This is a genomic window from Alteromonas sp. 4NH20-0056 (assembly GCF_057539655.1).
Genome location: NZ_BAAJLS010000001.1, coordinates 721,619 through 747,166, shown reverse-complemented (window position 1 = coordinate 747,166; position 25,548 = coordinate 721,619). Strand labels below are relative to the sequence as shown.

The window sequence follows — 25,548 nt, the reverse complement described above, 5'->3', positions numbered from 1 at the left end:
TTATCTTGCGTCGCGGGCATTAACTGCGTACGTTAAACTCGTTTCAGGCTTAAATAATAACCATAATTATGTCAAATCAATACAATTCAGATGCAATCGAAGTATTAAACGGACTTGACCCTGTAAAACGTCGCCCGGGTATGTATACCGATACCACGCGCCCAAATCACTTAGGGCAAGAGGTTATCGATAACAGCGTTGATGAAGCGCTTGCCGGACATGCATCAAATATAAGGGTTATCTTGCATGAAGATCAGTCACTTGAGGTGACGGATGATGGTCGAGGTATGCCCGTTGATATTCACCCCGAAGAAAAAATTTCTGGTGTAGAACTTATTCTTAGTAAGCTCCATGCAGGTGGGAAGTTTTCAAATAAAAACTATGCTTTTTCTGGTGGTTTGCATGGCGTTGGGATCTCAGTGGTTAATGCGCTATCTACTCGTGTAGAAGTGACAATCCGCAGAGACAGTCAGGTATATCAGATAGCATTTGCAAGTGGCGATAAGGTGGAAGACCTTGCGGTTATTGATACGTGCGGTAAACGCAATACAGGGACGCGTGTTCACTTTTGGCCCGATCCTCAATATTTTGATTCAGCAAAATTTTCGATAAGCCGCCTTATTCATAACTTGCGCGCAAAAGCCGTATTGGCTCCAGGGCTACGTATACGATTCGATAATAAAATTACCAAAGAAAGCCAAGAGTGGTATTACGAAGATGGCTTGAAGGATTATTTATATCAATCAGTACAAGAGTTTGAAACACTGCCGAGCGACACCCCATTTATTGGTAGCTTTAGTGGTAACACGGAAGCGGCAGATTGGGCGGTTATGTGGCTACCGGAAGGGGGCGATTTAGTCACTGAAAGTTACGTGAACCTTATTCCTACGGCACAGGGTGGAACACACGTAAACGGTTTGAGGCAGGGCTTGTTAGAGTCGATGCGTGAGTTTTGCGAGTTTAGAAACTTAATGCCGCGAGGTGTCAAGCTGTCGCCAGATGATATCTGGGACCGATGCGCTTATATTCTCTCAACCAAGATGCAAGACCCTCAGTTTGCGGGGCAAACTAAAGAACGACTGTCATCGCGTCAATCTGCTGCGTTTGTGTCTGGTGTGGTGAAAGACTCGTTTAGTTTATGGTTAAATCAGCATACAGATGTTGCTGAGTCGCTCGCAGAAATGTGTATCAATAATGCTCAGCGCCGACTACGCCAAACGAAAAAAGTGGCGCGTAAAAAAGTAACGCAAGGTCCAGCATTACCGGGCAAATTAACCGACTGTTCATCACAAGATATTAACCATTCAGAGCTATTCCTAGTGGAAGGTGACTCGGCAGGTGGCTCGGCGAAACAAGCACGAGATCGAGAATTTCAGGCCATTATGCCGCTGCGTGGTAAAATTCTAAACAGTTGGGAAGTTGATTCATCACAAGTACTTGCCTCACAAGAAATACACGATATATCGGTCGCGCTTGGTATCGATCCCGATTCGACCGACCTGTCGGGCTTACGCTACGGAAAAATTTGTATTCTTGCTGATGCCGATTCTGACGGACTGCATATCGCCACGTTACTGTGCGCATTATTTGTTAGGCATTTTAGGACATTGGTCGATCAAGGCCATGTGTATGTCGCCATGCCACCTTTATTCAGAATTGATATTGGTAAAGATGTTTACTACGCACTTGATGAGGGCGAGAAGCAAGGCATATTAGACAGAATAGAAGCGGAGAAGAAACGCGGTAAGGTTAATGTCCAGCGCTTTAAAGGTCTAGGTGAAATGAACCCCATTCAACTTCGTGAAACAACCATGGATCCAAATACTCGGCGTTTAGTGCAGCTCACCATTGATGATGCACAAGACATGCTTGAACTAATGGATATGTTGTTGGCGAAGAAGCGTGCCGGCGATCGTAAAACATGGTTAGAAAGTAAAGGTAATATGGCTGAAGTGGTATTGTAGCAAAGGTCTTAAGAGAGCATGTCGCCGCGCACTAACGTGTAAGCGGCGACATATTTCGTAACACACTGTTGTCTTATCTGATGGCGCGCCAATGTGATTGTAACGTAACATAGCAAGCACACTCACAAAGGGGCGCATTGTCGCTTTTTCAAGTTAACCATGGTGAACATTAAATCGTAATGAAACGCAGCCTTAAATGGGTGCTGGGTATTTCCTTCGCAACCACACTCCTTCTTTTTGCTGGTCTAGTCGTTCTGACGTTCTCCGTATTTCAACGTGAACCTCTCGTTGCGGTTGAGGCGCCTGCGCAATTGGACGGTGCTGATAGTGTAAATACATTGCTGGCGCAGCTTCAGCGCGCATTTTCAAAAAGAGAAGAAGGCCACGAAATTACGTTGTCAGAACAACAAATTGAAAGTTTAGTAGGCGTACTGCAGCGCGCCATTCCTAATTTCAGTGGTAAGGTCAATGTTACCCCCGTGGGCAGCACGATTGCGCTAACGTTTGCTCCTTCAAGTCAGTCGCTATTTATTAATGTATCCGCCCTTATCGTACCGGGTAATGCATTGGCATTTGAGCAAATTAATGTGGGTGATATTCACCTGTCAGGGGGTTATGTTCTGTCGTTTCTCGAGTGGGCAATCAATACATGGACAGAATCTGAAGTGGCGACCCTGGCACTTACCCGAATTGAACACGTCTCGATGACACACACAGATATGACGTTACGCCTTGGCCCGCTAGATGCCCTGCTTGCAGAGCTCAATAATATAAAGCTTAACTTAGGAGTAGACGAAGAATCAGAACTTTCTGTACTAAGCGCCTATTATCTTCGCTATATCTCGGGAAGAGAGCTTGCCTTATCTACGTCGCCTCAGTCGCTGATTGAATACCTACGTGAGGGCATGGCACGTGCCAGAGAGCAAAGCGAGACTGAAGAGGATGCGGTGCTCCATAATAAAGCAGTGATTGTCGCACTAGCGGCTTATGTCGGGCATCACAGTGTGGGGCACTTAGTAGGAGATATTCAGCCTAACGCCTCAATAGCGATAAAGCCTAAGCGAGGCGCGACGCTTCATGGGCGCAACGATTTAGCGCGTCATTTTATCATCTCAGCAGCGTTTCAATTGTTGTCAGAAGAGGGCGTGTCGTTAGCGATAGGCGAATTCAAAGAGTTGATGGACAGAGGCCAAGGAGGATCAGGCTACAGCTTTGTCGATTTGGCCGCTGACATGGCCGGCGCTGAATTTGCTAAAGTGGCAACGAATCCAGCACGGGCAAAGCAGCTACAAACAGACGTAGCAAGAATTCGCACCGAGACTCAAATTATACCGCCAATTTTAGATTTACCTGAAGGGCTGAGCAAAGCAGCATTTACACAAACGTACGAACGAGTAGATAGCCCGCGCTATGTAAAAGAGGTCGATGAAATTCGACAGCGGCTAGGTGAAACGCCAATGTATTCGCTGTCGATTAAACCGTAAACGTATCCATGTGTGGGTTATGCGCGTGTAGTTAGTTAGTCGAAAGAGACTGTTGGAATTGCGCGATAGTGCTTAACGCTAGCTCAATTTTTTTTATTAGCGAGGGAAGCGCACGTTTGGCTTCTTCATCATTCATTTCTTTCAATGCCTGCCAATCTAACGCAATTTCTTCTACATAGGGGCCAAAGCGTTTGGCCGAGGTGCTAAAGCCACTATCCTCTGCAAATACCGCGGCAAATTTACCCTTCTTATCCTGCTGAAGTAGCTTTAGGGCATTATCTGCATCTACCGATTTGCGGTAAAGCGTTTGAATAGTTTCCTGAAGCTGTTCATGAATAGCTTGCATAAAAATCCTCGAAATTAAAAAAATCGGTTAAAGTTTCTACAGAAGATGTCGATACTCTATGAGGTGGGCAATTCTGCCCACTTTTTTACTTTGCTACAAGCAACAAAGGAAAATGGTATGGATCTACAAGGTGCTAGTACCTCTGGAACGTCCGGTGCGTCACTTGAATTAGCCTCTCTTAAGCTGGCGAAAAGCCAACAGCAACAAGAGGGTAAAGCGACGCTTCAGCTACTGGAATCAGCAGCTGACGTACCAAAACCGTCATCCTCTAATCCGGCATTAGGCGCCAATATCAATACCTATGCCTAGGTTAGGGATGCAAATGTAAGTCGATAGGCGTTTTGCCAGGTTGGCCTCCGATCTCTCTGACGAGCTTGGGGACCAGAAAGCCTGGTAAGCGCTTTATCGCTTCCGCTATTATTCTCCTGCCATCGTCATCACTGACATAAAAATGCGCAGCGCCTTGCACTTTATCTAACACGTGAAGGTAATAGGGAAGCACGCCCGCATCCATTAAGGCGTCGCTTAAATCGCATATAGCATCGGCGCTATCATTTACGCCCTTTAGCAATACCGACTGATTAAGCAGTGTGACGTTCGCCTGTTTTAGTGCCAGTAAACGCTGTTTCAACGGCTCAGCGATTTCATTCGCATGGTTGGCGTGTAGCACTAAAACTTTCTGTAAAGGCAGTGCGCTAAACCACGATATAAATGCATTATCGATGCGCTCAGGTAATACTACCGGTAACCGAGTATGAATACGTAATCGCTTAACATGGGGTATATCGGCAAGGGCATTGGCTAACCACTCAAGATGGTCATCTTTGGCCATTAACGGGTCGCCGCCGGAAAAAATAACTTCGTTTATGTCGCTATTAGTTTCAATGTAAGCAATCGCCTCTTGCCATTGCTGTTTATTCACGGCGTTGTCAGCATAAGGGAAATGGCGCCGAAAACAGTAACGACAGTTTACCGCACAGCCCGTGCGTACCATTAGCAATACGCGCGATTGGTATTTATGCAATACGCCTCGTGTTGCGGTGTCATGCTCTTCTAGTGGGTCTTCGCTGTACTGTGGGCTGGTGACGAATTCATCACTCAATGGCATAACCTGCAAAAATAAAGGGTCGTTAGGGTTACCTTTTTCCATTAATTCCACAAAATGACGTGGTACACGCATTGGAAATAAACGGCGCGCTTTACTATGCTGAGCATACTTTTCTAACGGCAATTCCATGTAAGAAAGCAGTGCGGCAGGGTCAGTTATGCTTTTTGCTAATTCTTTTTGCCAGTTATGCTCTACAGAAATCGGTTTTTTAGGTATTATTCGTGCCACGAAACTTTTTGTACCTTATGGTTAGACAGAGGAATTATGGCTAATTACAGCACTAACGAGTTCAAAGGCGGCCTGAAAATCATGCTGGACGGCGAACCATGCAACATTTTAGAAAACGAATACGTAAAGCCTGGTAAAGGCCAAGCGTTTAACCGCGTAAAAATTCGTAAACTAATTTCAGGTAAAGTTTTAGAAAAAACATTCCGCTCTGGTGAGTCGGTAGAAGGCGCTGATGTCATGGATACAGAGCTTGCCTACTTATACACCGACGGTGAATTCTACCACTTTATGAATAATGATACATTCGAACAAATCGCTGCAGATGAAAAAGCGCTTGGCGACAACAAGAAATGGTTGGTAGAAAACGATGTATGCATTATTACCTTGTGGAATGGTTCGCCTATTACCGTAACGCCACCGAACTTTGTTGAGTTGGAAATTACTGAAACTGACCCAGGCCTTAAGGGCGATACGGCAGGGACAGGCGGCAAACCGGCAACATTGAGCACGGGCGCTGTGGTTCGTGTGCCATTGTTTGTACAGACCGGTGAAGTGATCCGTGTTGATACGCGTTCAGGTGAATACGTTTCTCGCGCACAAAAATAATGAGTTACATGCCGCATTGATGGTTAATGCGGCATGTCCTTTTTATCTCCAACTGGTGTAACCCTGCCTTTATGTCATCATGGAAACCAACCACTTCGCACCACGCGCGCATAGCACGTGCGACAATGTTGAAGCATATTCGACAGTTCTTTGAAGACAGGCATGTACTTGAAGTAGAAACCCCGCTTTTGTGTCACGGTACTATTACCGATGAGCATTTAGATGCATTTCACACCCAATTTCATTTTGATAGAACCGGTAGTCCCGTTTCACTTTATCTGCAAACCTCACCCGAATACGCTATGAAGCGGCTGTTGTGTGCAGAAAGTGGCGCTATTTATCAGATTTGCAAAGCATTTCGTCATGAAGGGGAAGGGCGTTGGCATAACCCTGAATTTACGATGCTTGAATGGTATCGCCCAGGCTTTGATCACCATGCGTTGATGGAAGAAGTGAACGCCTTATTAATGGCAGTATTACACACTGAACACGCTGATATGATGACCTATCAGCAGGCATTTAAGGAGCACCTTGGCTTATGTCCGCTTGATTCGTCTCACGCTATGCTGCTAAACAAAATGGCGCAGATTGGTATTAACATCAATAGCCCGCAAACCCTCAGTAAAGACAGTGTGTTACAGCTTCTGTTCAGTTATGCAGTAGAGCCTCGCATAGGACAAGAACGCCCTTGTTTTATTCATGCATTTCCTGCATCACAAGCCGCACTGGCCACCATTAATAAAGATGATGCGCGCGTAGCGGATCGTTTTGAGGTGTACTTCAAAGGTGCTGAACTTGCAAATGGATTTAACGAATTGAGTAATGCCAGCGAGCAGCGTAAACGCTTTCACAGTGATAATGAAAAACGACTGGAAAACGGCCAAGAAACCAAGCCCGTTGACGAGTATTTCCTCGATGCACTGTCGCATGGTTTACCCGCTTGTGCGGGGGTAGCGCTAGGTATCGATAGGTTGTTAATGCTTCAATTAGGCGCGTCTTCAATAAGCGATGTTATCAATTTTCCCACGCATATTGCTTAGGCATAGTTACTAACGCGAATTTTCAAACATAGTGTTTAAAACTATCGCTTCCCTCTCTTAATTTTTGCGTTCTAAACGACTAAAAACGCTGCGTTGCGTTCAAGTAATCCTGCTGACAACGGTCAAACCTCCATACTGCACGATAAAAAGCCGTTGACATTATTCTGCGCATTGATGAAAATGTTATAACATCACATTAATTAATAAAAATACTACGAGTAGGGGAAAGTAATGAAGGTTCCATCGTTGTTAAGTTTGACTATTGCCGGTTTGCTCAGTGCGCCAACACTGGCAACTACCATTACCGGTAAAGTTATTGATGCCTCGGGTAATGCAGTTGTCGGAGCCAAGGTGCAAATAGAGGGAACCCGCAGGGTCGCTAAAACCAATGACAAGGGTGTCTACGTTTTCGAGGACGTAAAACAAACCCACGTTCACCTGCACGTATTTTCATCACAGTATATTCATGGCGACAACGACTTAGGCGAGATTGAAGGCGACCAAAATGTCGACTTTACACTGACGCCTGCGTCGGTAGAAAACATCGTGGTTACAGCAACGGCACTGGAGTCTTCAGTGCTTGAGTCAGTTACGCCTGTAACCGTGATCGGTGCTGAAAAATTACGAAAAATAGAAGCGCCTACATTGGGTGAAACGTTAAAGAATGCGCCCGGTGTTCACAGTACCTACTTCGGACCAGTATCAAGCAGCCCCATTATCCGAGGTAATGACGGCCCTCGCGTTAAAATCGTACAAAATGGGTTAGACGTGTCTGATGTTTCTCGTGTTGGACCGGATCATAACGTCGCCACAACATTATCAAGCGCGACACAAGTTGAAGTGCTTCGTGGGCCAGCTACATTACAATACGGCAGTGGCGCCATTGGAGGCGTGGTAAACGTTGTAGATAAACGTATTCCGCAATACCAAGTAGATGGTGTAGAGGGTGAAGCCGAGGTTAATTACAGTACAGTAAATGAAGGTAAATATACTCGAGGTGATATTACTGGCGGTTCAGGCAATATTGTGTGGCACGTAGATGGTTTTTTCCGCGACACTGAAAATGCCGATATTCCAGGGTTTGCGTCTATCGACCCAGACGAAGATGAGCCAAATGGTGTTCTAGAAGACAGCGCCATGGAAACCACCAATATCGTAGCAGGTATCTCATATGTAGCCGAGGAAGGCTATTTTGGTTTCGCCGTTGAACAACTAGACAACGAATATGGCGTTCCAGGTCACAGCCACGCGCACGGTGAAGAACATGAAGAGCATGACGACGCGCATAGCGACCTTGAGGGTGAGCATGATGACCATGATGAAGAGCACGGTGAAGAAGGTGTTTTACTTAATGTTGATATGACTCGATACCAAGCCGCGGGTGAGTGGCACTCACCGGTGAAAGGGTTAACCAATATTAAATTCGCTGCAGCATACACAGATTATGAGCATGCTGAAATTGAAGACGGTGAGCCGGGAACTGTGTTTACCAACAAAGCGAGCGATATCCGTCTTTCTGCCTATCACGAAGAAGTAAATGGGTGGCACGGCGTATTTGGATTGCAGGTTAACCATAGTGATTACAATGCGGTAGGGGAAGAGGCCTTTACGCCAGAAAATACCACATCAAGCTATGCACTATATTTGATTGAGCAGAAGAAAGTAGGCAATGTCACGTTTGAGTTAGGTGGCCGTATTGAGCGCACAACCATTGACGCTGAAGATAACGCAGTTGAATTGGAAGTGTATCATGACGAAGACCATGACATGCATGAGGGGGAAGAGGGTCATGAAGAAGAGCATGAAGCGCATGCTACTGCCTTCAATTTCCCTGAGTACGATTTCACGAGCGTGTCGTTATCTGCTGGGGCAAATTGGGTTTACGCAGACGGGCAGTCGGTAGCGGTAACCTTGTCAAGAAGTGAGCGTGCACCTAGCCAACAAGAGCTATTCTCTGCCGGCCAGCATTTAGCCACGCAAAGCTACGAAGTTGGGCTGGTGTTCGACTTAGACGAAGAAGGGCATATTGAAGAATCATTAAAAGGCGTTTCAGAAGAAGTAAGTACTAACCTTGACGTAACGTTCCGAAAGTTCACGGGTGATTGGGGTTACAGCGTTTCATTCTTCTACAATCAGGCTAGCGATTATGTTTATCAAACCAATACTGGGCTTATAGCGCTGACAGACCATGAGGATCATGAAGAGCACGGTGATGAACATGACGGCGAGATGCATGAAGAAGCGCATGACGAACATAGCGAAGAAGGCTTGCCGGTTTATTATTTCCAACAAGCTGATGCTGATATTTGGGGTATGGAAGCAGAAGCGTATTTTGATATGAGCGACACGCTTCGCTTAACCGTGTTTACCGACTATATTGATGCAGACATTGAAGACGACAATTTACCGCGCACACCTCCAATGAGACTGGGCAGTGAGTTAAGTTACGTGAACGATGCATTAAGCGCTGATGTTGGTTTTACATGGTATGACGAGCAAACTGATGTAGCAGCATTTGAAACCCCAACCGACGGTTACACGCTGATTAATGCGAGTGTTCAATATGAATTTGCGAGTCAAGGGGTTGATTGGGTACTATTTGCACGTGGCAACAACCTAACAAATGAAGAGGCGCGTGTGCATACGTCTTTCCTCAAAGACCAAGCGCCGCTTCCAGGTAGAAATTTAACAGTGGGGGTTCGCGCCCTGTTCTAAAACACGGAGTAATATGCTTTCGGATAATGATATTGCAACATGGCTGAGTAATATTGATACGCAACATATCGTATTAGGTTATGGCAGTTTATTAAGCAAAGACAGTCGAGAGCGTTTCTCTCATATACATACACTTGGCGTTCCTGTGCGCGTTGATGGTTTTCAACGCGCATGGGTAACCCGAAGCCTCGCGGAATCGCAGACCTATGTCGGCGCTATAGCAAACGTAAAATCGCAGCTCACCGCGCAGCTTATTCCCACCCATATTAATCCTCGACTACGCGAACGTGAAAAAGATTACCAGTTCGTAAAAGTTCCACATCACGCCATATCGTTCTCGTCAGATGATGCGGGTGAGTTGGCACGTGGCGCGTTAGAAAAGCACACCTACTGGCTATGCGAAACGCTGGCGTGTGAACCCGCGACACCCAAATACCCGGTTCATCAAACGTATATCGATACCTGCATATCAGGTTGTTTAGAACATGGAGGTGTTAAAGAGGCAAAGGCGTTTATCAACCTTACCTCACATTGGCACCATCCACGGGTTAACGATAGAAAGGCAGTAAAGTATCCACGAGCTGCGCATATTAGCCACGACGTGCTAAGTGAAATAGACGCCCTATTAATCGAGCATCAGGGTCGATAATGGAGATACTCACACCGCGATTATCGCTGACGCCGCTGCAATTTGACGACCACGAGTGGGTGCTTACGATAAACCAAGACCCGCTTTGGCTTCAGTTTATTGGTGATAGGGGCGTGAGCAATGCTGACCAAGCAAAAGAGTACATCTACCGCATAAATGCGCAATTGTCAGAATGGGGCTATGGCTTACTCGCAGTCAAATGTCGAAAAACGCAACAAGCGCTAGGGTTGTGTGGTCTGATAAACCGTTATGCTTTTACATGCCCAGATTTAGGGTTTGCTTTGTTGCCTCATGCTAGGGGGCAAGGCATTGTATTTGAAGCCGCTCACAGCGTTATTGAATGGGCAAGGGTAAATCGCCATTTTGCATTTGTGACCGCAATGACACACCCTGAAAATACACGCTCACAGCATGTGCTTGAACAACTGGGCTTCCAAAAGCAAGGGACGTTTTTTGATAAGGGGTTACCAGGCCAGCGTCTTTATTGGCAGCCCCTTATATAGGTAGGGGGTTAGTAAGGGGGCAATACCGTTACTTTATTGATGATGATAGGCTCGATAGGAACGTTATTCGTATTTAACCGAATGGAGTATTCGGTTTCTACTTCTGACATTGCATCGACGATGTCCTCACCCTCTACAATCATTCCAAAAACAGCATATCCCCAATCGCGCCCCGGATTTAACGTAGTGTTGTCGTTTACGTTAAAGAAAAACTGACGATTAGCGGTATGCGGATCATCCTGACGCGCCATGGCGATAGTGTGCAAATCGTTGGTTAACCCGTTGCCCGACTCGTTAAAAATGTCAGGAAAGTTAGACTTGCCGTCGAAGTTTTCTGTATACCCGCCACCTTGCACCACGAAGCCAGGCACAATACGGTGAAAAATCGTGTTCTCATAGCTACGTTTTTCTACATATCGTAAAAAGTTGTTCACGGTAAGAGGTGCGCGACGTCTATCCAGCTCGACCACGATATCACCCATCGTGGTTTCAATTTTAACCCGAGGATAATAGTTATCGGGTTGCACGTGTGAGCCATCGTCGTTTTTCGCGGCATGAAGCGCGTTACTTAGAAGCATAGTCACAATGACAATAGATAGCGTTACAATGTTTCGCATAGTGCGTTCCTTATCGTTTTGCGGTGGTGAAAACAACAAATTTGCTGTCACTTGCTGTTGTTGTTATACCGCCAAAAATGCGTTTTAGCTTAATGTGATAGTCTAAATGACGATTGCCCACTACAACAAGATGACCGCCTTTACCCAATGCGTCTTTTGCATCATGAAACATTTGCCACGCAATATGATCGGTAATAGCATTTTGTTGATGAAACGGCGGGTTGCACAATACTTTACTGACGCAATTTTCGCCCTGCTGTTCAATCAGCTGCTCTAGACAGTTGCTGGCAATGAACTGGCATTGATCAATGGCCTCGGGAAAGTTTTCAAGCACGTTTTGCCTTGCACTTTCCAGCGCCATAAACGACTCATCAACAAAAATAACTTTGCAGTGGGGCGCCAAATTGAGCGCGTTTAACCCTAAAATACCATTGCCACAGCCTAAATCGACTACTACATCATTAGCGGCGACGGTCATGTGCGACAACATGATGCGCGCACCAATATCCAGTGATTGACGTGAAAATACATTAGCATGGTTGTGCAATGTAAAGACTTTTCCCGCCGTGCTTTTGCACGTCCATGTCACAGGGTAGGGGGATGTACAAGACGCTATGTTGTCATTAAATGCAGAAAATATAAGGCGCGATTTCTTTTTTGCCAACGATGTTGTTGTTGGGCCAATATATTTTTCAAACAACGCTAACACCGACTTAGTAATCGCTTTGGCTTTGCCACCCGCCACGACATGAGTATCGTTACTTGCGTAGCGCCTAATATCAATAAGCTGCTGTTCAAGCAACGCAAGTGTGCGGGGTACCTTAATAACAACTATTTTAGGCGTGTGAGCTGGCTCAAAGTGCATGCTTTCAACGCTGGTCACCGTTGAGACAGGTGCGGTAATCTGAGTATCATTGGCCATGGAAACGCTGTGCCCATTTTTGGTTAGATTTTCCTTAAGCGAGCGTAATGAGATATAGGAGTCAGAAATCCAAATAGGGTTAACGTGCGTAAACCAACAACCAAGTGCACCGAAATCATCGTTAACGATTACGAGATCATTTGCGTCACACGTTGGCATATCGCTAATTAATGACTCTACGTGGTCAATAAGTAACTCATCGGCGCTATCCCATGCTTGCAAACTGACATGCTGAAGCTTTTCAGGGTAGCGTATTAAGGTAAGCTGGCGGTCAGCCAATATAAATTCAGTATTCATTGTTTTACATTCAACGTTAAAGAGGGCGACATGCAGTTACCACTGTTTGAGACATCGGCCCGCGGCCCGTCGTCTCCTGTAAAGCTTCCTTTGCCAGAAGCAGATGTGTTGTATTATCCGCAATGGCTCGGTGTAGAGCAAGCGAATGCGTATCATCAGCAGCTCGCCACTACACTCCCCTGGCGTCAAGACGACATTCGCCTTTACGGGAAATCTATTCCCATTCCGCGTTTGCAGTCGTGGCATGGTGATGCGCATTGCGTATATCAATACTCAAATTTAACCTTGTCGCCATCACCTTGGACGCCAGAATTATCGGCGATTAAAGATAAATGCAGTCAGCAATGCGATGCGCCATTTAATAGTGTATTGGCAAACTGGTATCGAGATGGACAAGATAGCATGAGTTTGCATGCCGATGATGAGTCCGAGCTAGGGGTCAATCCGACGATTGCCTCGGTAACGTTCGGTGAATCTCGCCCATTTGTGTTTAAACACAAGGAAACCAAAGCGCGATATGTACATCATTTGGAGCATGGTAGTTTATTGGTGATGGCTGGCACCACACAAACCCACTATGTTCACGGTATCGCAAAGACGGCAAAATCAATTGGTGATAGAATTAATCTTACTTACCGATTCATCCACCCAAGGTAAACAAAACGAATGAACGTAAAGGCATTTATAGAAAGTGCAGTGAATGAAGCGCTAACCCCGACGTTTCTAGACATTGTTGATGAAAGTTTCATGCATAATGTTCCCGACGGTGCGCAAAGCCACTTTAACGTAACCGTAGTGAGCGAGACCTTCGTTGGTCAACGCTTAATTGCGCGTCATCGTGCAGTAAATGCACTCCTTGATGAAGCATTAAAAGGCCCCGTGCATGCATTAGCGCTGCACACTTATACACCAGATGAGTGGATAGCAAAAGGCCAAGCGTCTTCTCCATCACCTGATTGTTTAGGTGGCAGTAAACGGTAAGCCGCTTACCAAACCCACCTCAGAACATTCTAAAAGTGAGCATGTACCCCACGATTACCCCAGCGCAGCGACGCTACGTTGAGAATATCCTCATTGCAGATAACTATCGTATGGACTGTTTATATGCATTACGTACGTTGGATTTGCCCCAAGGGTATATTGGTGCAGGTTTCTTGCGAAATGCTATTTGGGACGCGCAGCATGAGTTTGTGGTTCCAACCCCGCTTAACGATGTTGATGTTATTTATTTTGACCCGCATGACCTATCAGTAGAGTCTGAGCGCGTCATCAAAGAGACGCTTCAAAAGCAAAATCCAATGGTACCATGGCAAGTGAAGAATCAAGCAAGAATGCATATTCAGCACAATCATGTGCCATACAGGTCCTGCGAAGATGCGATATCTATGTGGATAGAAAGAGAGACCTGTGTCGCGGTGCGATTATCGCTAAACGATACATTCGAATTTCTTGCCCCTTTTGGCCTCAGTCAAAACATGAAAGGCACCATTTCGGTTAATCCGAAAATACCTCGACCTGAGGTATTCAGTAGGCGCGTTAAGACTAAAAAATGGTTAAAGCTATGGCCACAATTACGTCTCGTCAATACCCAATAGCATCAATCTTGGGTAATAAACTTATCGTCACTTACGGCGTACAACCTGAAGAAACCAGCCAACAAACACAGAGATAAGAAACCCAAAGAAGGTCATTAATAAGGTGATAGTAGGCAGTTCAGCAGAAAAGTCAGGGTTTTTGCCAGTGTGCTCACTAACCAACATTCCTGATGCTTTAAAAATAAAAAGTGCTGCAATTGAAAAAAGCAAAATAACCGCGGTCGACATTAACGTGGCTTTCCAATACGCCTTAGGCGCAAACCAATGAATAGTGAACGCAACACCAATACATAAAACAGTTAAAATATAAGGGACCACGTAAACTCCTAGCATGTTAAATAGTGACTGTTGCACAAGGGGCGCGATTCAGCCGGTAAACCTCATTGCAAAATTGCGCGTTACGATGCCATGTCACCCAACGTTTGTCAGCAACAAAACAAAATAAACTTCACCGGCAGAGCACACCTTTAAATCTTGAATTGTTCGATTAACATTCTATTAAAAGATCTTAACGCACAATGATGGTAGAATCGCGGGCACTTTTAAGCGCGCTTGTGCTTGTTCATCAGAACAATAAAAGCCGTTAACCTTTAAACGTTTTACACGCTGAGAAAACATGTTCGATTTAATTACCAATAAAGATAGCAACGTTAAAAACGATGTGCTGTCAGGTATTACGGTTGCGTTAGCACTGGTACCTGAAGCAGTAGCATTTGCTTTTGTTGCAGGTGTTGAGCCTATGATTGGCTTATATGCAGCTTTCATGATGGGGTTAATTACCTCTGCAATAGGTGGCCGACCCGGTATGATTTCTGGGGCGACAGGCGCAATGGCAGTGGTGATGGTCGCGCTAGTCGCACAGCACGGTGTGCAATATCTGTTTGCCGCGGTCATTCTCGCCGGGTTACTGCAGATCATGTGTGGCGTGTTTAAACTTGGAAAGTTTATTCGCTTAGTGCCTTACCCCGTAATGCTGGGGTTCGTAAACGGGCTGGCAATCGTTATTTTCCTTGCGCAATTAGGGCAGTTTAAAGTACTTAACGCCGTGGGTGAGTTAACGTGGATGCAAGGCACCATGTTGTATTGGATGTTAGGCCTTGTGGCCTTAACCATGGCAATCATTTATCTGTTACCTAAATTAACGACCGCGGTTCCAGCATCGCTAGTAGCTATTGTTACCGTTACTGCACTTGTTCATGGCATGGACTTAGAAGCGCGAACTGTTATCGATTTTGTACGCGACCTTTTACCTGCGGAACAAAAAGCAAGTGCGACGCTAGCGGGAGAGCTGCCCAGTTTCGCCATTCCTATGGTGCCTTTCACTTGGGAAACGTTCATGATCATTTTGCCTACCTCAATTATCTTGTGTTTGGTTGGTTTAATAGAATCTCTGCTGACGTTGTCACTTATTGACGAAATGACCGATACTCGCGGGCGTGGTAACAAAGAATGCGTAGGGCAAGGTGTTGCAAATACGGTTAATGGGTTCTTTGGCGGAATGGGTGGCTGTGCCATGATTGGTCAAAGTATGATTAACATTAATTCCGGTGGCAGAGGTCGCTTATCGGGTATTACCGCAGCACTAGTACTATTAGCATTCATTTTGTTTGCAGCCCCCCTTATCGAAATGATCCCACTGGCAGCGTTAGTGGGCGTTATGTTTGTGGTTGTTATTGCTACCTTTGAGTGGGCGTCATTTAGAATAATACGTGGCGTAAATAAAGAAGATGCATTTGTTCTCTTCCTCGTAACCGGTGTTACAGTTATTGCCGATTTAGCGATTGCAGTGGTGGTAGGGGTTATTGTTTCTGCCCTCGTTTTTGCTTGGAAGCATGCACGACATATTGCGGTAAAATCGCATATCGACAACGATGGTTGGAAAGTCTACGACTTAGAAGGTCCGTTATTTTTCGGTTCAGTGTCTCATTTTAAAGATTTATTCGATGTATTAAACGACCCTGACGATGTGGTCATCGACTTCAAAGAATCTCGTATTTGGGACTCATCAGGTATTGATGCGCTCGATACGCTTGCCGATAAGTATGAAGAACAAGGTAAGAAGTTACACATCCGTCATATCAGTGACGAGTGCCGCTGCTTACTTCGAAATGCGGATAAATTTGTTGAAATTAACGTGAATGAAGACCCGAGGTATCGTGTGGCGACAGACTCGCTAGCGTAAACCGGCATTTCCTAAATGTTCAAAGCCCAAACCTCTAATGAGATTTGGGCTTTTTTTTACCATACCTGTTTTAGCCATTAAATAGCGCTTAGTGCCCTTTTAAGCGTAAACAAATGTTTAAATATCAAGCCTTGGCCTAGAGTAATCCAAATCCTCTGCTACATTTACTACATAGTTACAACGCTGATTAACACGTGAAGCGCGCGTAATACCACAAAAATAAGCAGTTAATTTAGGGGTGAGGTAAAAGCCAGAATGGGACTATTTTCTAATAAAAAGGCACTTGAAGCTGAAAATCAGCAGCTAAAAAAAGAGCTTGAGGCATTCCATACTATTCAAAAAGAGTTACGAGATGAGCTGTTGTTTCTTGAACTCAACGCAAGCGGTGGAATTACCGCATGCAATCGAGGCTTTGAAAAGCTTACGCATTACAGCATGCAAGATCTTGAGGGAAAGCGTGTGCCTGTGCTGCTTCACGAAGATTATGTTTCAACGCAAGATGGAAAGGGATTGCTTAGCGCTGTGCAGTCACGCGCGCATTGGCATGGGAAAGTGCGCATTGCAGGCGCGAAAGGAGACGAGCACTGGCTAAGAGCGATTTTACACCCTATTGATAATGCTAATGGGCAAGTAGAGCGCATCGTCTTGTACATGGCTGAACAAACCTCTGAAATTAAAGCGTCAAGAGAACAGCACGACATGATGGCAGCGCTGCATCGTTCAACTGCGGTCATCGAGTTTGACCTTTCAGGCACCATATTAAAAGCCAATGAAAACTTCCTAGAAGCAATGGGCTATCAAGCTGCTCAAATTATTGGAAAACATCACAGCATGTTTTGCCAGCGAGACTACACAGACAGTGCTGAGTACAAAGAGTTCTGGAGAAATCTGTCCAGTGGGGAAATGTTCTCCGGTAGATACCAGCGTATCGATAGTAACGGCCGTGAAGTCTGGTTAGAGGCATCTTATAACCCTATACGTGATGAAAATGGGAAATTGTATAAAGTCGTTAAATTTGCCACGGTGATAACCGAGCAAATGCAGCGAGAACAAGCCATTGCTGATGCTGCTAATGTGGCTTTTACCACATCAACAAAAACCGGTGAGCAGGCCCTGAAGGGTAGTGATGTAGTCAAGAAAACCCTGGAGATTATGCAAGGGTTGTCTTCTCAAATGGGCTTGGCCAGTCAGGGCATTAAAGAGTTAGATGAACAATCGCAAAAAGTCGCAGATTTAGTGAAAAGCATTAGTGGTATTGCAGACCAAACCAATCTGTTAGCGCTTAACGCAGCAATAGAGGCTGCGCGGGCAGGAGATCAAGGGCGTGGTTTTGCAGTGGTTGCTGATGAAGTCAGGCAGCTTGCTTCAAGAACCAGTAGTGCAACCGAAGAAATTGTTAGCGTTGTAACAGAAAATAGGAAATTGACTGAAAACGCAGTACAACTGATAGAAACAAGTCAGGCCCGCGCAAGAGATGCATTGGATTACTCTAATGAATCGGGCGAAGTAATGAATGAAATTCAGCGCGGTTCTGATGAAGTGGTACAAGCCATCGGGCATTTTGCACAACGCCTCTAGTGAGGTGTTGACAACCCGATACTGTCGCGAGCTACTTCAACCAGCCATTGGCGACGGCAACATCAAGTTGTTGGCCAACGTAATCCCACAGGGCGGGTGCACATTGCTTCAAATGTGCATTACGCTTTTCTATTTGTTCCCGACGAATACCGTGGCGTTTCCAGCTGCCACCTTGGTCATTCATGTTTTGAAAAACAGGCAACACGCGGTCCATGGCTTTAGCAAACTCAGCGTCAGGAGTCGTTGCGTCTTCAAATTCAAGCCACAAATTGAGCCATTGTTGGTCTAATGGGGCAGGCAGTAGTCCAAAAATTCGTTTTGCCGCTTCGATTTCCTTTTCAGCTTGCGCATCATGATTATGCTGTGCGTTAAACGCAAACATATCTCCGGCATCTATCTCGACAACGTCATGAATCAATATCATTTGAATAACGCGAGTTATGCTTATAGGTTTATTGGCATAGTGACCTAACATACTTGCCATTAACGCGACATGCCAACTATGTTCAGCTGAGTTCTCTTGACGTTGCCCATCACACGGTAACGTAATCTGTCGCCTTACGGCTTTCAGTTTATCTAGCTCGCAGATAAAGGCATTGAAGGAGTCTACAGCAAGCATAAGTGATCTCTCATGGGTGGCTATGGCTTAAAAAAATGGGCGCCGATTAGCGTCGGCACCCATTAGTGTCATTGGCAAAAAGCATTGCAACAAGCGGCAATACTGTATTGTTACTTTAACTCAGACAAGTAAACGATTAGATCTGCAATATCATCAAAGGTCATTTCAGCAGTAAACGTAGGCTGATACTTACCATTAATAATAAAGCTTGGAACACCTGTTAGGTAAGCTCGGTTCGCATCAATGGCTTGTTGGTTCTTTTTCACCATGCTGTTAACGCCAAAGCTATTAGCAAGTTTATCAAACGCTTCACCGTCAGCGCCGTTCACAACAAAAATATTACGAAGGTCGTTAAGGTTTGTGATCGTCGCTCGTTGCTTGTGAATATAGTTGAAGATGGCAGCGTTCATCGCTTCTTCTTGCTTCATTGCACGGCCAATCAACATGGCTTTTGTAGCTGCATCTTGAACATCAGGGCCAGCAAAACGCATAAAGTTTACGTGCACTTTATTGAATTTGGTATTTGAATCCATTTTCTGTTTGATTTGTTTAACAATGGGTTCAAATTTAAAGCAATGAGGGCACCAAAACGAAAAGTACTCAGTAATTACAGGTTTATCTGTCGCTTCTTCATCAAGGACGACGTAATGTGTACCTTCTTTCCATTTCATTGGGCCTTCTTGGGCACAAGCGCTTAACGGCAGCATCATCGCCATTAAAAACAGTACTGCAAACTTTTTCATTGAGTAAGTTCCTATAAAAGAATAATAGTTATCATTACGAAGGTTACCACAGGCGTTTGCTGTTCACTAGCGTACGCGACCAGCGTACAAAAAAATCCCATGAATCAATGCGTAACGCTTTGCATTTGTGACGTGATTTCAGCAGGTATAGCACGCCCATTATTGATGGGCTTGCTATACCCTATTCGTTACATTTGATAAGCAAGCGTAAGCAAGGTACGACGCTCCTGCCCTTGGTAACCAATAATGTCCTCAAAGTCTGCATTAAACGCATTATTAACTTTCAATGCCACAGAAAGCGCATCGGTCAGTTGATACTGAACGTTAAACGTCGCTAAGGTATAGGCTGACAATGCTATTGTTTGTGACGGTTCAGGAAACGGTGGGAAAAACGTATCAAAACGCGTTCCCGTATACGCTAACTTGGCATAAACAGATAGCTTATCTATGCCGAGAGACGAAGAGGCAGTAAGTGCGCCTTGATGTCTAGCTCTGCGTAGTTCAGTCGCAGACGAGGTGTTGTCAGGCTGTTCGGCGTCAAGGTAGCTATAGCTTGCAGAGAACGCCGCCCATGACGTCGACCATGTCATTTCTGTATCTATGCCTCGACGTTTACTTTCGCCTTCTACATTGTCGGCGGTGAATACACCTAAATCTGGCGCGAAGACAAACCCATTTATTTCATTTTCTAGCCGTGCGTTATATGCACTGACTTGCCAGCTAAGGTTTTGTGTACTGCCTCGTAACCCTAATTCAACCTCTTCACTCTTTTCTGGAGTAAGAGAGGGGTTGCCGGCAAAGCTGTCGGGGAAAAAGCCAAACCGCTCGGTGAAAGTGGGGGTTTTAACCGCTTTACCTACACTCGAAAATAGCGCGACATTAGGGGATATATCCCACGTTAGACCAGCACGATAGGTTGTTGCGTTTTTAAACTCACTATTGTCATCAAGCCGAGCACTAAGCGTTGTAAACAAGGTTTGAGATAAGTGACGAGAAGCTTCACCAAAGATACTGAGGGTGTTGTCGTGTTGCTTTTGGTTAGGGTCGCCAAAGTTAACTGGCCCTCGCTGCGAAAACAAACGCTGCAGGTATTCGCTACCGGCAGCAATATTCCACTGGTCGAGGCTAAATGTATTGGTCCAGTTTAACTCCAGTCTTTCGCCCGTTGTGCCACCGGCATCTGTTCCTTGGGTCGTATTGTCATTTTCGTCTTTTCTATATTGAAAAGCGATGACAGAGGCATAATCACTTTCCAATGGTGTATATCGCCATTGTAATTTTGTACTTAGTTGCGAGCCGTCGGTACGGTTATTCGCATCAGTCGGCAACCCAGTAGTGACAAAATCGGTTCCATCGTAGTCATTGTTGTACGCTACCGTTCTAAGCGCCGCAATAAACGTGTGAACATCGGTTACTGAATAATTAGCATTAACGCCTGCGGTTACGTTTTCATAGCCATCGTCTTCACTTCCCATGCGGGATATATTATCGCCATCGGTCACAAAATAATTGGCATACGCGTTCACGCCAAGATTGTCGAACTGCGAGGCCGAATTCACGCTACCGCGAAAGGTATCTTGCGTGCCGCCTGATAGCGAAAGCGTTACGTCTGCATCGTCGTTGCCATGCTGGCCCGCTCGTGTGGTTATGCTGAGCACGCCACCAATAGCACCACTGCCCCATAAAGCACTTTGTGGCCCTCTTAACAGCTCAATTCGAACGACATTTGCAGTAGTAAGGTGGGCTAAGTCGATAAGACTCCCTTGACCAATATCGTTCGCTATCACGCCATCGATAAGTACTAGCAAGTGATTGGTCTCGCCGCCTCTGACGCGCATTTCCGTTAAACCACCAGGGCTGCCTGACTGCGATAAGCTTACACCAGGTAATCCTCTGATAAGTTCAGTTAATTGCACGGCACCAGATGCATTGATGTCATCTTCTGTTAACACTGAAATCGACGTAGGAATTTTTGTAATGCTTACGGGTATGCGTGAGCCTGTAACAGTAAGGGTTTCAACGTCTTGTTGCTGCGCAGCTGCATGATTAAACAGGCAGGATAAAGTAGTAACGGCTAGGGCCGCATTAAAGCGTTTTGTGAGTATTGTCATGATAGTTCTCGCAATGTACTCCGCCCGAGTACATGGGTGAATGAATGGCAGCATAGCTACCGTAAGGCTTAGGCCGGTATCCGGGCTCACTCACCAATACATGGATCTTTTACCTTCCCACCGCAAAATGACACTGTGCGGCAGTGGTGTTTAAAAGATAATACACACGTGTGTATTGAGTTTACCGTTGCGGGGGCAGCATCAGCATTTCACTGATTTCCCGTTTAACATCGCGACATGCTTTTTCAATCAAGTCAGGCATAACACACCATAAAAATGACAAAAAATTCACTTGCAACGCACCAAAGCGGCGAGAAGTATATATAAGTGACTGAATAATAGCGAGGGAAGGCCTTATGCTAAAACGTGACAAGTCATCACGTTTTACATTAAGGCCTTTACATTATGTACGTAGTTAACCGTGCGAGGGAATTAAAAGCCGAGTTTCAACGGCGGCTCTTGCATGGCTGACATTTGTTCTTTCAGTGATAAAATTTGGCCTTCCCAATATTTATCTTCTGCAAACCAAGGGAAAGCGCGAGGAAACGCGGGATCTTCCCAACGTCGAGATAGCCACGCCATGTAGTGGACCATTCGCATGGCTCGCAGCGGTTCTATTAAAGAAAGCTGTTTCGTGTCGAAAGGGTGGAACTCTTCATAAGCTTCGATAAGGGTATCGAGCTGTATTAGTTGCTGCTGCCTATCGCCACTTAACATCATCCATAAATCTTGAATGGCTGGCCCCATTCGGCAGTCATCTAAGTCAACGAAGGTAGGCCCGTCGCGCCACAATATATTGCCGGGGTGACAATCACCATGCAGGCGAATGGGATTAGAACAGGAGTAAGCGCTTGTCGCTTTTTTAATAACAGGGTGCATGATGGCGAAAAAAGCGGTTTTCAAATGTTCTGGCAATAAGGTGCTGTTTTCAAGCACGCGCAAGGGCTCATCAAGATAGCTTGTTACATCTACTGCTGGACGCGTGCGAAAAGGTGTCGCTTGAGAAACGCGGTGTATACGCCCGATAAAGCGTCCCATCCACTCTAACTGGTCTAAATTGTCGTTTTCAAACTGGCGGCCACCTACTGATGGAAATACCGCAAAACGATAGTCATTGTGTTGATGCAGTGTTTTCCCGTTGATGGCCAATGGCGCGACGATGGGAATTTCATTTTCTGCGAGTTCATGAGCAAAGTCGTGCTCTTCTTGAATTTGCTCGTTGCTCCAACGGCCTGGCCGATAAAACTTGGCTACGTAGCGTTTTGTGTCGTCGGCTAAGAATTGATATACCCGATTTTCGTAACTATTAAGCGCGAGTAAACCGCTTTCAAGAAAAATGCCCTGGCTTTCCAGGGCATCTAATATGGTATCTGGGCTAAGCCCAGAAAAGGAAAAGTCTGTCATCGATATAGGAACTTCGTTGGCTCATCTACCGTAATAACGTCACCGTCTGGCGTGGTCGTTGTTACGCTAATCTGAATTTCTGTTACCACATCTTCCAGATTATACGGGTCGGTTGCAACCGAAATCGGTGTACTGTACAGCTCGCCCCCAACAACCGTCACTTCTTGTTCACCATAATATGAATAGTCGGGTAGCCCTTTCACACTAATCTGGTATGTACGCGTTTGCTGAGATTTATTGAGTACTTTTATCGTGTAGACATTTTCAATCAAGCCTTCGTTTGTCTCGCGATAAAGAGAATTACGATCGCGTATTATGTCTACTTCAAGCGTGCTTCTAAATAAAATATTAGCCACGAGCAGGCCCGTCATAATCACTAATACAATAAAGTAACCGATTAATTTGGGGCGAATGATATGGGTTTTGCCGCCTGAAAGCTCTTCTTCAGACGTAAAGCTAATCAGCCCCTTAGGGTAGTCCATCTTTTCCATGACCCCATTACATGCATCGACGCAGGCCCCACAGTTGATGCATTCGTACTGCAAGCCATTTCTAATATCGATACCTGTTGGGCATACTTGAACGCATAAATTACAGTCAATACAGTCGCCCAAACCTTTTTCTTTCACTTGCTCGTGACTAAGCTTTCTTGGGCGAGGCCCCCGAGCTTCCCCACGTGTTGCGTTGTACGACACGGTAAAAGTGTCTTTATCAAACATAGCCGATTGGAAGCGTGCATATGGGCAAATATGCGTACACATAATTTCGCGCATATACCCTGCATTTCCATAGGTACAAACTGCGAAAAAGATAACGGAGAAGCCTGCGGCGAAACTGGTATTAAACGTAAAGAAGTCGATGAAAAGCGTACCAATGGGCGTAAAATAGCCGACAAATGTTAATGCAGTAAGTAAAGCAACACTTACCCAAGCCGTTTGTTTAAGCGTTTTTCTTATAAACTTATCGGCATCCATTGGGCGGTCATCAAGCTTTATACGCTTATTTCTTGGCCCTTCTATCTTTTCCTCAAACCACGTATAGATATAAACCCAAGTGGTTTGCGGGCACATAAAACCGCACCATACTCGGCCGGCGAATGTGGTGACAAAAAACAGCGCGAAGGCCGAAACAATAAAAATATAGGCAAGGAGCGTTAAGTCTTGAGGCCATAAGGTAAGGCCAAAAATAGTAAAGCGCTGTTCAATAATGTCCAATAATACCGCTTGTTGCCCGTTATATTGAATCCACGGAATAGCAGCAAACAACCCAAGAAAAATGAGCCCGAAGAAACGACGAAAAGACTCGAGAGGCCCTTTAACAGCGCGCACATAAATTCGACTTCTTGCGCTTTGTCGCTTCCCTTCGCGCTTTGGCTTATGGACCTTAACCGGCGTGACATTTTTTACCGGTATTTGTTCATTCATAGTACTACCTTAGCTACCTACAACTGCTGTTACTGCGCAGTATAACAGTACGCACATGCGCATGTTTAATTTAGATCAAGAATGTTAAGCATGATCTAAATTATTTGGCTTTCAGTCAATACTGAAAGTTCAGAAATTAAGTTTTTTAATAGTTGGTGTAGGAATAGGGAGGCAAGCGTGCCTGTGAAAATGAACGAAATAGGCGTGAATGGGTCTATAATTATACGTGATTGTTAAGATAATTGACGCTTTCGATACCATGGTATAGTTATTGTTATTATCTAATAAATGATAATGCAGTATGCTTTAACGTCGACCAGTCTTGTTTTGTAAAGGAAGGAAATGTTACGGGCTTTTATTGTATTCGCAGAAATCGTGGTGCTAATTATCGTTTTGCGTTCGTCATTTGTTCAATATCTTTTTTCTGATGCGCAACGCGTCGTGTCAGGGTGGTTCGTGACACTTGCAGAAATGCCCGAACAGAACGAGTTAGAGGCCCTGCGAGAGACGGTAAAGCAGCGTCTTCCTCCACTAAGACCCTATCAGGACAGTTATTTGTCGGCGATCACGGAAAATAAAAGTACGTTGAAACGATTCAATACGAAATACTGCGATGGCAATGACATTAATCCCAACTTTACGGGAACCAGCAGAGCGCAGCTTTGTCTTATTATTAAACAATCTCCCTTGTTAGGACGTACTGATTGATATGTGATGATTTGATAGCATCACGTTAATCATAGGCTAGCGTCTATTGTTCACCGTGTGCGTGGTGCGCGCAGCGAAAAGAGTGAGGAACATTATGTCATTGTCAAAAAAGGGCACAGTAACATGCAGTGCTGTGCTGCTTCTCCTTGGAACTTATGTGTCCGGAACATCTGCAGCAGAAGTCAAGATTACGTGGGAAAAGCCAGAATCGTTTACCGACGTTAGGCCCTCTAATGAGTCGCGTAAGCGCTTTCGTGAGCGGACGTTGAATGAGTTAGAGGCGCATATTAATGAATTAGCGTCATCATTGCCTGAACACTATGTGTTGTCTATGACAGTAACTAACCTCGATCTGGCAGGGCAAGTGTGGCCAGCGCAGTTTGTCGGTATGGGGAATAACGTAGGTAACGACGTAAGATTAATCCAACGGGTTGATATTCCCCGCATGAACTTTACCTATTCGTTGAATGGCGAAAATAGCAAAGTACTAAAGGAAGATGACGTTAAACTAAAAGATATGGCGTTTCTAGAGAGTCATACACGTAGGCGAGCCAACGAAAATTTAGCCTATGAAAAAGCGATGTTAGATGCCTGGTTTAATGATACCTTCGCCGAACATGTTATGAAGCCTAATAGCTAATACGGTTAATGCGTAGGTTGACATGCAGCCATAAAAAAACGCCGCGATGATAATTTATCATCGCG

At 45.2% G+C, this 25,548-nt stretch carries 25 protein-coding genes and 1 riboswitch; of the genes, 15 read left to right on the top strand and 10 right to left on the bottom strand.

The annotated features are described in order from the left end of the window. The first annotated feature begins 68 nt into the window (after nt 1-68). Nucleotides 69-1,964 carry a DNA topoisomerase IV subunit B gene (parE, locus tag AC27EZ_RS03320; RefSeq protein ID WP_487133933.1) on the top strand — a complete coding sequence of 632 codons (1,896 nt, stop codon included), beginning with the start codon at nt 69-71 and terminating at the stop codon, nt 1,962-1,964. A 179-nt stretch (nt 1,965-2,143) separates the two neighbouring features. Continuing rightward, a complete protein-coding gene (locus AC27EZ_RS03315; protein WP_487133932.1) occupies nt 2,144-3,448 on the top strand; it encodes a YfiM family lipoprotein in 1,305 nt (434 codons plus the stop codon). 31 nt (nt 3,449-3,479) lie between these two features. Here the strand turns inward: AC27EZ_RS03315 and AC27EZ_RS03310 are convergent, their stop codons facing one another. Beyond that, entirely contained in the window at nt 3,480-3,794 is a 315-nt protein-coding gene (locus AC27EZ_RS03310; protein WP_487133931.1) for a hypothetical protein, read from the bottom strand. A gap of 117 nt (nt 3,795-3,911) precedes the next feature. On the opposite strand from AC27EZ_RS03310, the gene AC27EZ_RS03305 reads away from it, so the two are divergent. Then, nucleotides 3,912-4,103, top strand: coding sequence for a hypothetical protein (locus AC27EZ_RS03305; RefSeq protein WP_487133930.1), 192 nt, complete (start codon nt 3,912-3,914; stop codon nt 4,101-4,103). A gap of 1 nt (nt 4,104) precedes the next feature. Here AC27EZ_RS03305 and epmB read toward each other — a convergent pair whose 3' ends face one another. Then, on the bottom strand, nt 4,105-5,130 hold the full coding sequence (gene epmB / locus AC27EZ_RS03300; protein ID WP_487133929.1) for an EF-P beta-lysylation protein EpmB: 1,026 nt from the start codon (nt 5,128-5,130) through the stop codon (nt 4,105-4,107). Between the two features lie 36 nt (nt 5,131-5,166). On the opposite strand from epmB, the gene efp reads away from it, so the two are divergent. The 5 genes from efp (at nt 5,167) to AC27EZ_RS03275 (ending at nt 10,643) form a co-directional block, all read left to right on the top strand. Next, on the top strand, nt 5,167-5,736 hold the full coding sequence (efp, locus tag AC27EZ_RS03295; RefSeq protein WP_487133928.1) for an elongation factor P: 570 nt from the start codon (nt 5,167-5,169) through the stop codon (nt 5,734-5,736). A gap of 71 nt (nt 5,737-5,807) precedes the next feature. Then, nucleotides 5,808-6,776: an elongation factor P--(R)-beta-lysine ligase gene (gene epmA, locus AC27EZ_RS03290; RefSeq protein ID WP_487133927.1), complete on the top strand. Its 969-nt coding sequence runs from the start codon at nt 5,808-5,810 to the stop codon at nt 6,774-6,776. A 231-nt stretch (nt 6,777-7,007) separates the two neighbouring features. After that, entirely contained in the window at nt 7,008-9,491 is a 2,484-nt protein-coding gene (locus AC27EZ_RS03285; RefSeq protein WP_487133926.1) for a TonB-dependent receptor, read from the top strand. Nucleotides 9,492-9,504: 13 nt separating this feature from the next. Next, the gene (locus AC27EZ_RS03280; RefSeq protein WP_487133925.1) at nt 9,505-10,140 is read left to right on the top strand and encodes a gamma-glutamylcyclotransferase; all 636 of its coding nucleotides are present in this window, start codon (nt 9,505-9,507) and stop codon (nt 10,138-10,140) included. After that, nucleotides 10,140-10,643, top strand: coding sequence for a GNAT family N-acetyltransferase (locus AC27EZ_RS03275; RefSeq protein ID WP_487133924.1), 504 nt, complete (start codon nt 10,140-10,142; stop codon nt 10,641-10,643). The genes AC27EZ_RS03280 and AC27EZ_RS03275 overlap by 1 nt, the downstream gene beginning before the upstream one ends. 8 nt (nt 10,644-10,651) lie before the next feature. On the opposite strand, the gene AC27EZ_RS03270 is transcribed toward AC27EZ_RS03275, so the two are convergent. Both AC27EZ_RS03270 and AC27EZ_RS03265 read right to left on the bottom strand, forming a co-directional pair. Beyond that, complete coding sequence (locus AC27EZ_RS03270) at nt 10,652-11,221, bottom strand: peptidylprolyl isomerase (protein ID WP_487134005.1); 570 nt, start codon at nt 11,219-11,221, stop codon at nt 10,652-10,654. A 49-nt stretch (nt 11,222-11,270) separates the two neighbouring features. Then, on the bottom strand, nt 11,271-12,479 hold the full coding sequence (locus AC27EZ_RS03265) for a methyltransferase (RefSeq protein ID WP_487133923.1): 1,209 nt from the start codon (nt 12,477-12,479) through the stop codon (nt 11,271-11,273). 30 nt (nt 12,480-12,509) lie between these two features. Here AC27EZ_RS03265 and AC27EZ_RS03260 point away from each other — a divergent pair, with 30 nt between their 5' ends. The 3 genes from AC27EZ_RS03260 to AC27EZ_RS03250 are packed head-to-tail and all read left to right on the top strand — an operon-like array spanning nt 12,510 to nt 14,074. Beyond that, a complete protein-coding gene (locus tag AC27EZ_RS03260) occupies nt 12,510-13,136 on the top strand; it encodes an alpha-ketoglutarate-dependent dioxygenase AlkB family protein (RefSeq protein WP_487133922.1) in 627 nt (208 codons plus the stop codon). Between the two features lie 9 nt (nt 13,137-13,145). Beyond that, nucleotides 13,146-13,460: a BolA family protein gene (locus tag AC27EZ_RS03255; RefSeq protein WP_421133557.1), complete on the top strand. Its 315-nt coding sequence runs from the start codon at nt 13,146-13,148 to the stop codon at nt 13,458-13,460. 41 nt (nt 13,461-13,501) lie between these two features. Beyond that, nucleotides 13,502-14,074: a nucleotidyltransferase family protein gene (locus AC27EZ_RS03250; RefSeq protein WP_487133921.1), complete on the top strand. Its 573-nt coding sequence runs from the start codon at nt 13,502-13,504 to the stop codon at nt 14,072-14,074. Nucleotides 14,075-14,101: 27 nt separating this feature from the next. Here the strand turns inward: AC27EZ_RS03250 and AC27EZ_RS03245 are convergent, their stop codons facing one another. Further along, entirely contained in the window at nt 14,102-14,392 is a 291-nt protein-coding gene (locus AC27EZ_RS03245) for a hypothetical protein (RefSeq protein WP_421133559.1), read from the bottom strand. A 298-nt stretch (nt 14,393-14,690) separates the two neighbouring features. Between AC27EZ_RS03245 and AC27EZ_RS03240 the strand changes: the two genes are divergently transcribed. Then, entirely contained in the window at nt 14,691-16,256 is a 1,566-nt protein-coding gene (locus AC27EZ_RS03240) for a SulP family inorganic anion transporter (RefSeq protein WP_421133560.1), read from the top strand. Between the two features lie 255 nt (nt 16,257-16,511). Then, complete coding sequence (locus AC27EZ_RS03235; RefSeq protein ID WP_487133920.1) at nt 16,512-17,834, top strand: methyl-accepting chemotaxis protein; 1,323 nt, start codon at nt 16,512-16,514, stop codon at nt 17,832-17,834. Nucleotides 17,835-17,865: 31 nt separating this feature from the next. Here AC27EZ_RS03235 and AC27EZ_RS03230 read toward each other — a convergent pair whose 3' ends face one another. The 5 genes from AC27EZ_RS03230 to ccoG all read right to left on the bottom strand — a co-directional run bounded on the left by AC27EZ_RS03230 (nt 17,866) and on the right by ccoG (nt 24,135). Then, nucleotides 17,866-18,453 (bottom strand): HD domain-containing protein, encoded by a 588-nt coding sequence (locus tag AC27EZ_RS03230; RefSeq protein ID WP_487133919.1) that lies wholly within the window; start codon nt 18,451-18,453, stop codon nt 17,866-17,868. Nucleotides 18,454-18,563: 110 nt separating this feature from the next. Beyond that, nucleotides 18,564-19,196, bottom strand: coding sequence for a thiol:disulfide interchange protein DsbA/DsbL (locus AC27EZ_RS03225; protein WP_487133918.1), 633 nt, complete (start codon nt 19,194-19,196; stop codon nt 18,564-18,566). 188 nt (nt 19,197-19,384) lie between these two features. Next, nucleotides 19,385-21,307 (bottom strand): TonB-dependent receptor plug domain-containing protein, encoded by a 1,923-nt coding sequence (locus AC27EZ_RS03220; RefSeq protein ID WP_487133917.1) that lies wholly within the window; start codon nt 21,305-21,307, stop codon nt 19,385-19,387. A 54-nt stretch (nt 21,308-21,361) separates the two neighbouring features. Further along, nucleotides 21,362-21,596: riboswitch (cobalamin riboswitch) on the bottom strand. 143 nt (nt 21,597-21,739) lie between these two features. Beyond that, nucleotides 21,740-22,711, bottom strand: a complete 972-nt coding sequence (locus tag AC27EZ_RS03215) for a serine/threonine protein kinase (RefSeq protein ID WP_487133916.1) — start codon at nt 22,709-22,711, stop codon at nt 21,740-21,742. Beyond that, on the bottom strand, nt 22,708-24,135 hold the full coding sequence (gene ccoG, locus AC27EZ_RS03210) for a cytochrome c oxidase accessory protein CcoG (RefSeq protein WP_487133915.1): 1,428 nt from the start codon (nt 24,133-24,135) through the stop codon (nt 22,708-22,710). Before ccoG ends, AC27EZ_RS03215 begins: the two co-directional genes overlap by 4 nt. Before the next feature lie 342 nt (nt 24,136-24,477). Between ccoG and AC27EZ_RS03205 the strand changes: the two genes are divergently transcribed. Both AC27EZ_RS03205 and AC27EZ_RS03200 read left to right on the top strand, forming a co-directional pair. Further along, nucleotides 24,478-24,843 carry a hypothetical protein gene (locus AC27EZ_RS03205; protein ID WP_487133914.1) on the top strand — a complete coding sequence of 122 codons (366 nt, stop codon included), beginning with the start codon at nt 24,478-24,480 and terminating at the stop codon, nt 24,841-24,843. A gap of 94 nt (nt 24,844-24,937) precedes the next feature. Then, the gene (locus tag AC27EZ_RS03200) at nt 24,938-25,483 is read left to right on the top strand and encodes a DUF3016 domain-containing protein (protein WP_487133913.1); all 546 of its coding nucleotides are present in this window, start codon (nt 24,938-24,940) and stop codon (nt 25,481-25,483) included. Nucleotides 25,484-25,548 lie beyond the last annotated feature (65 nt).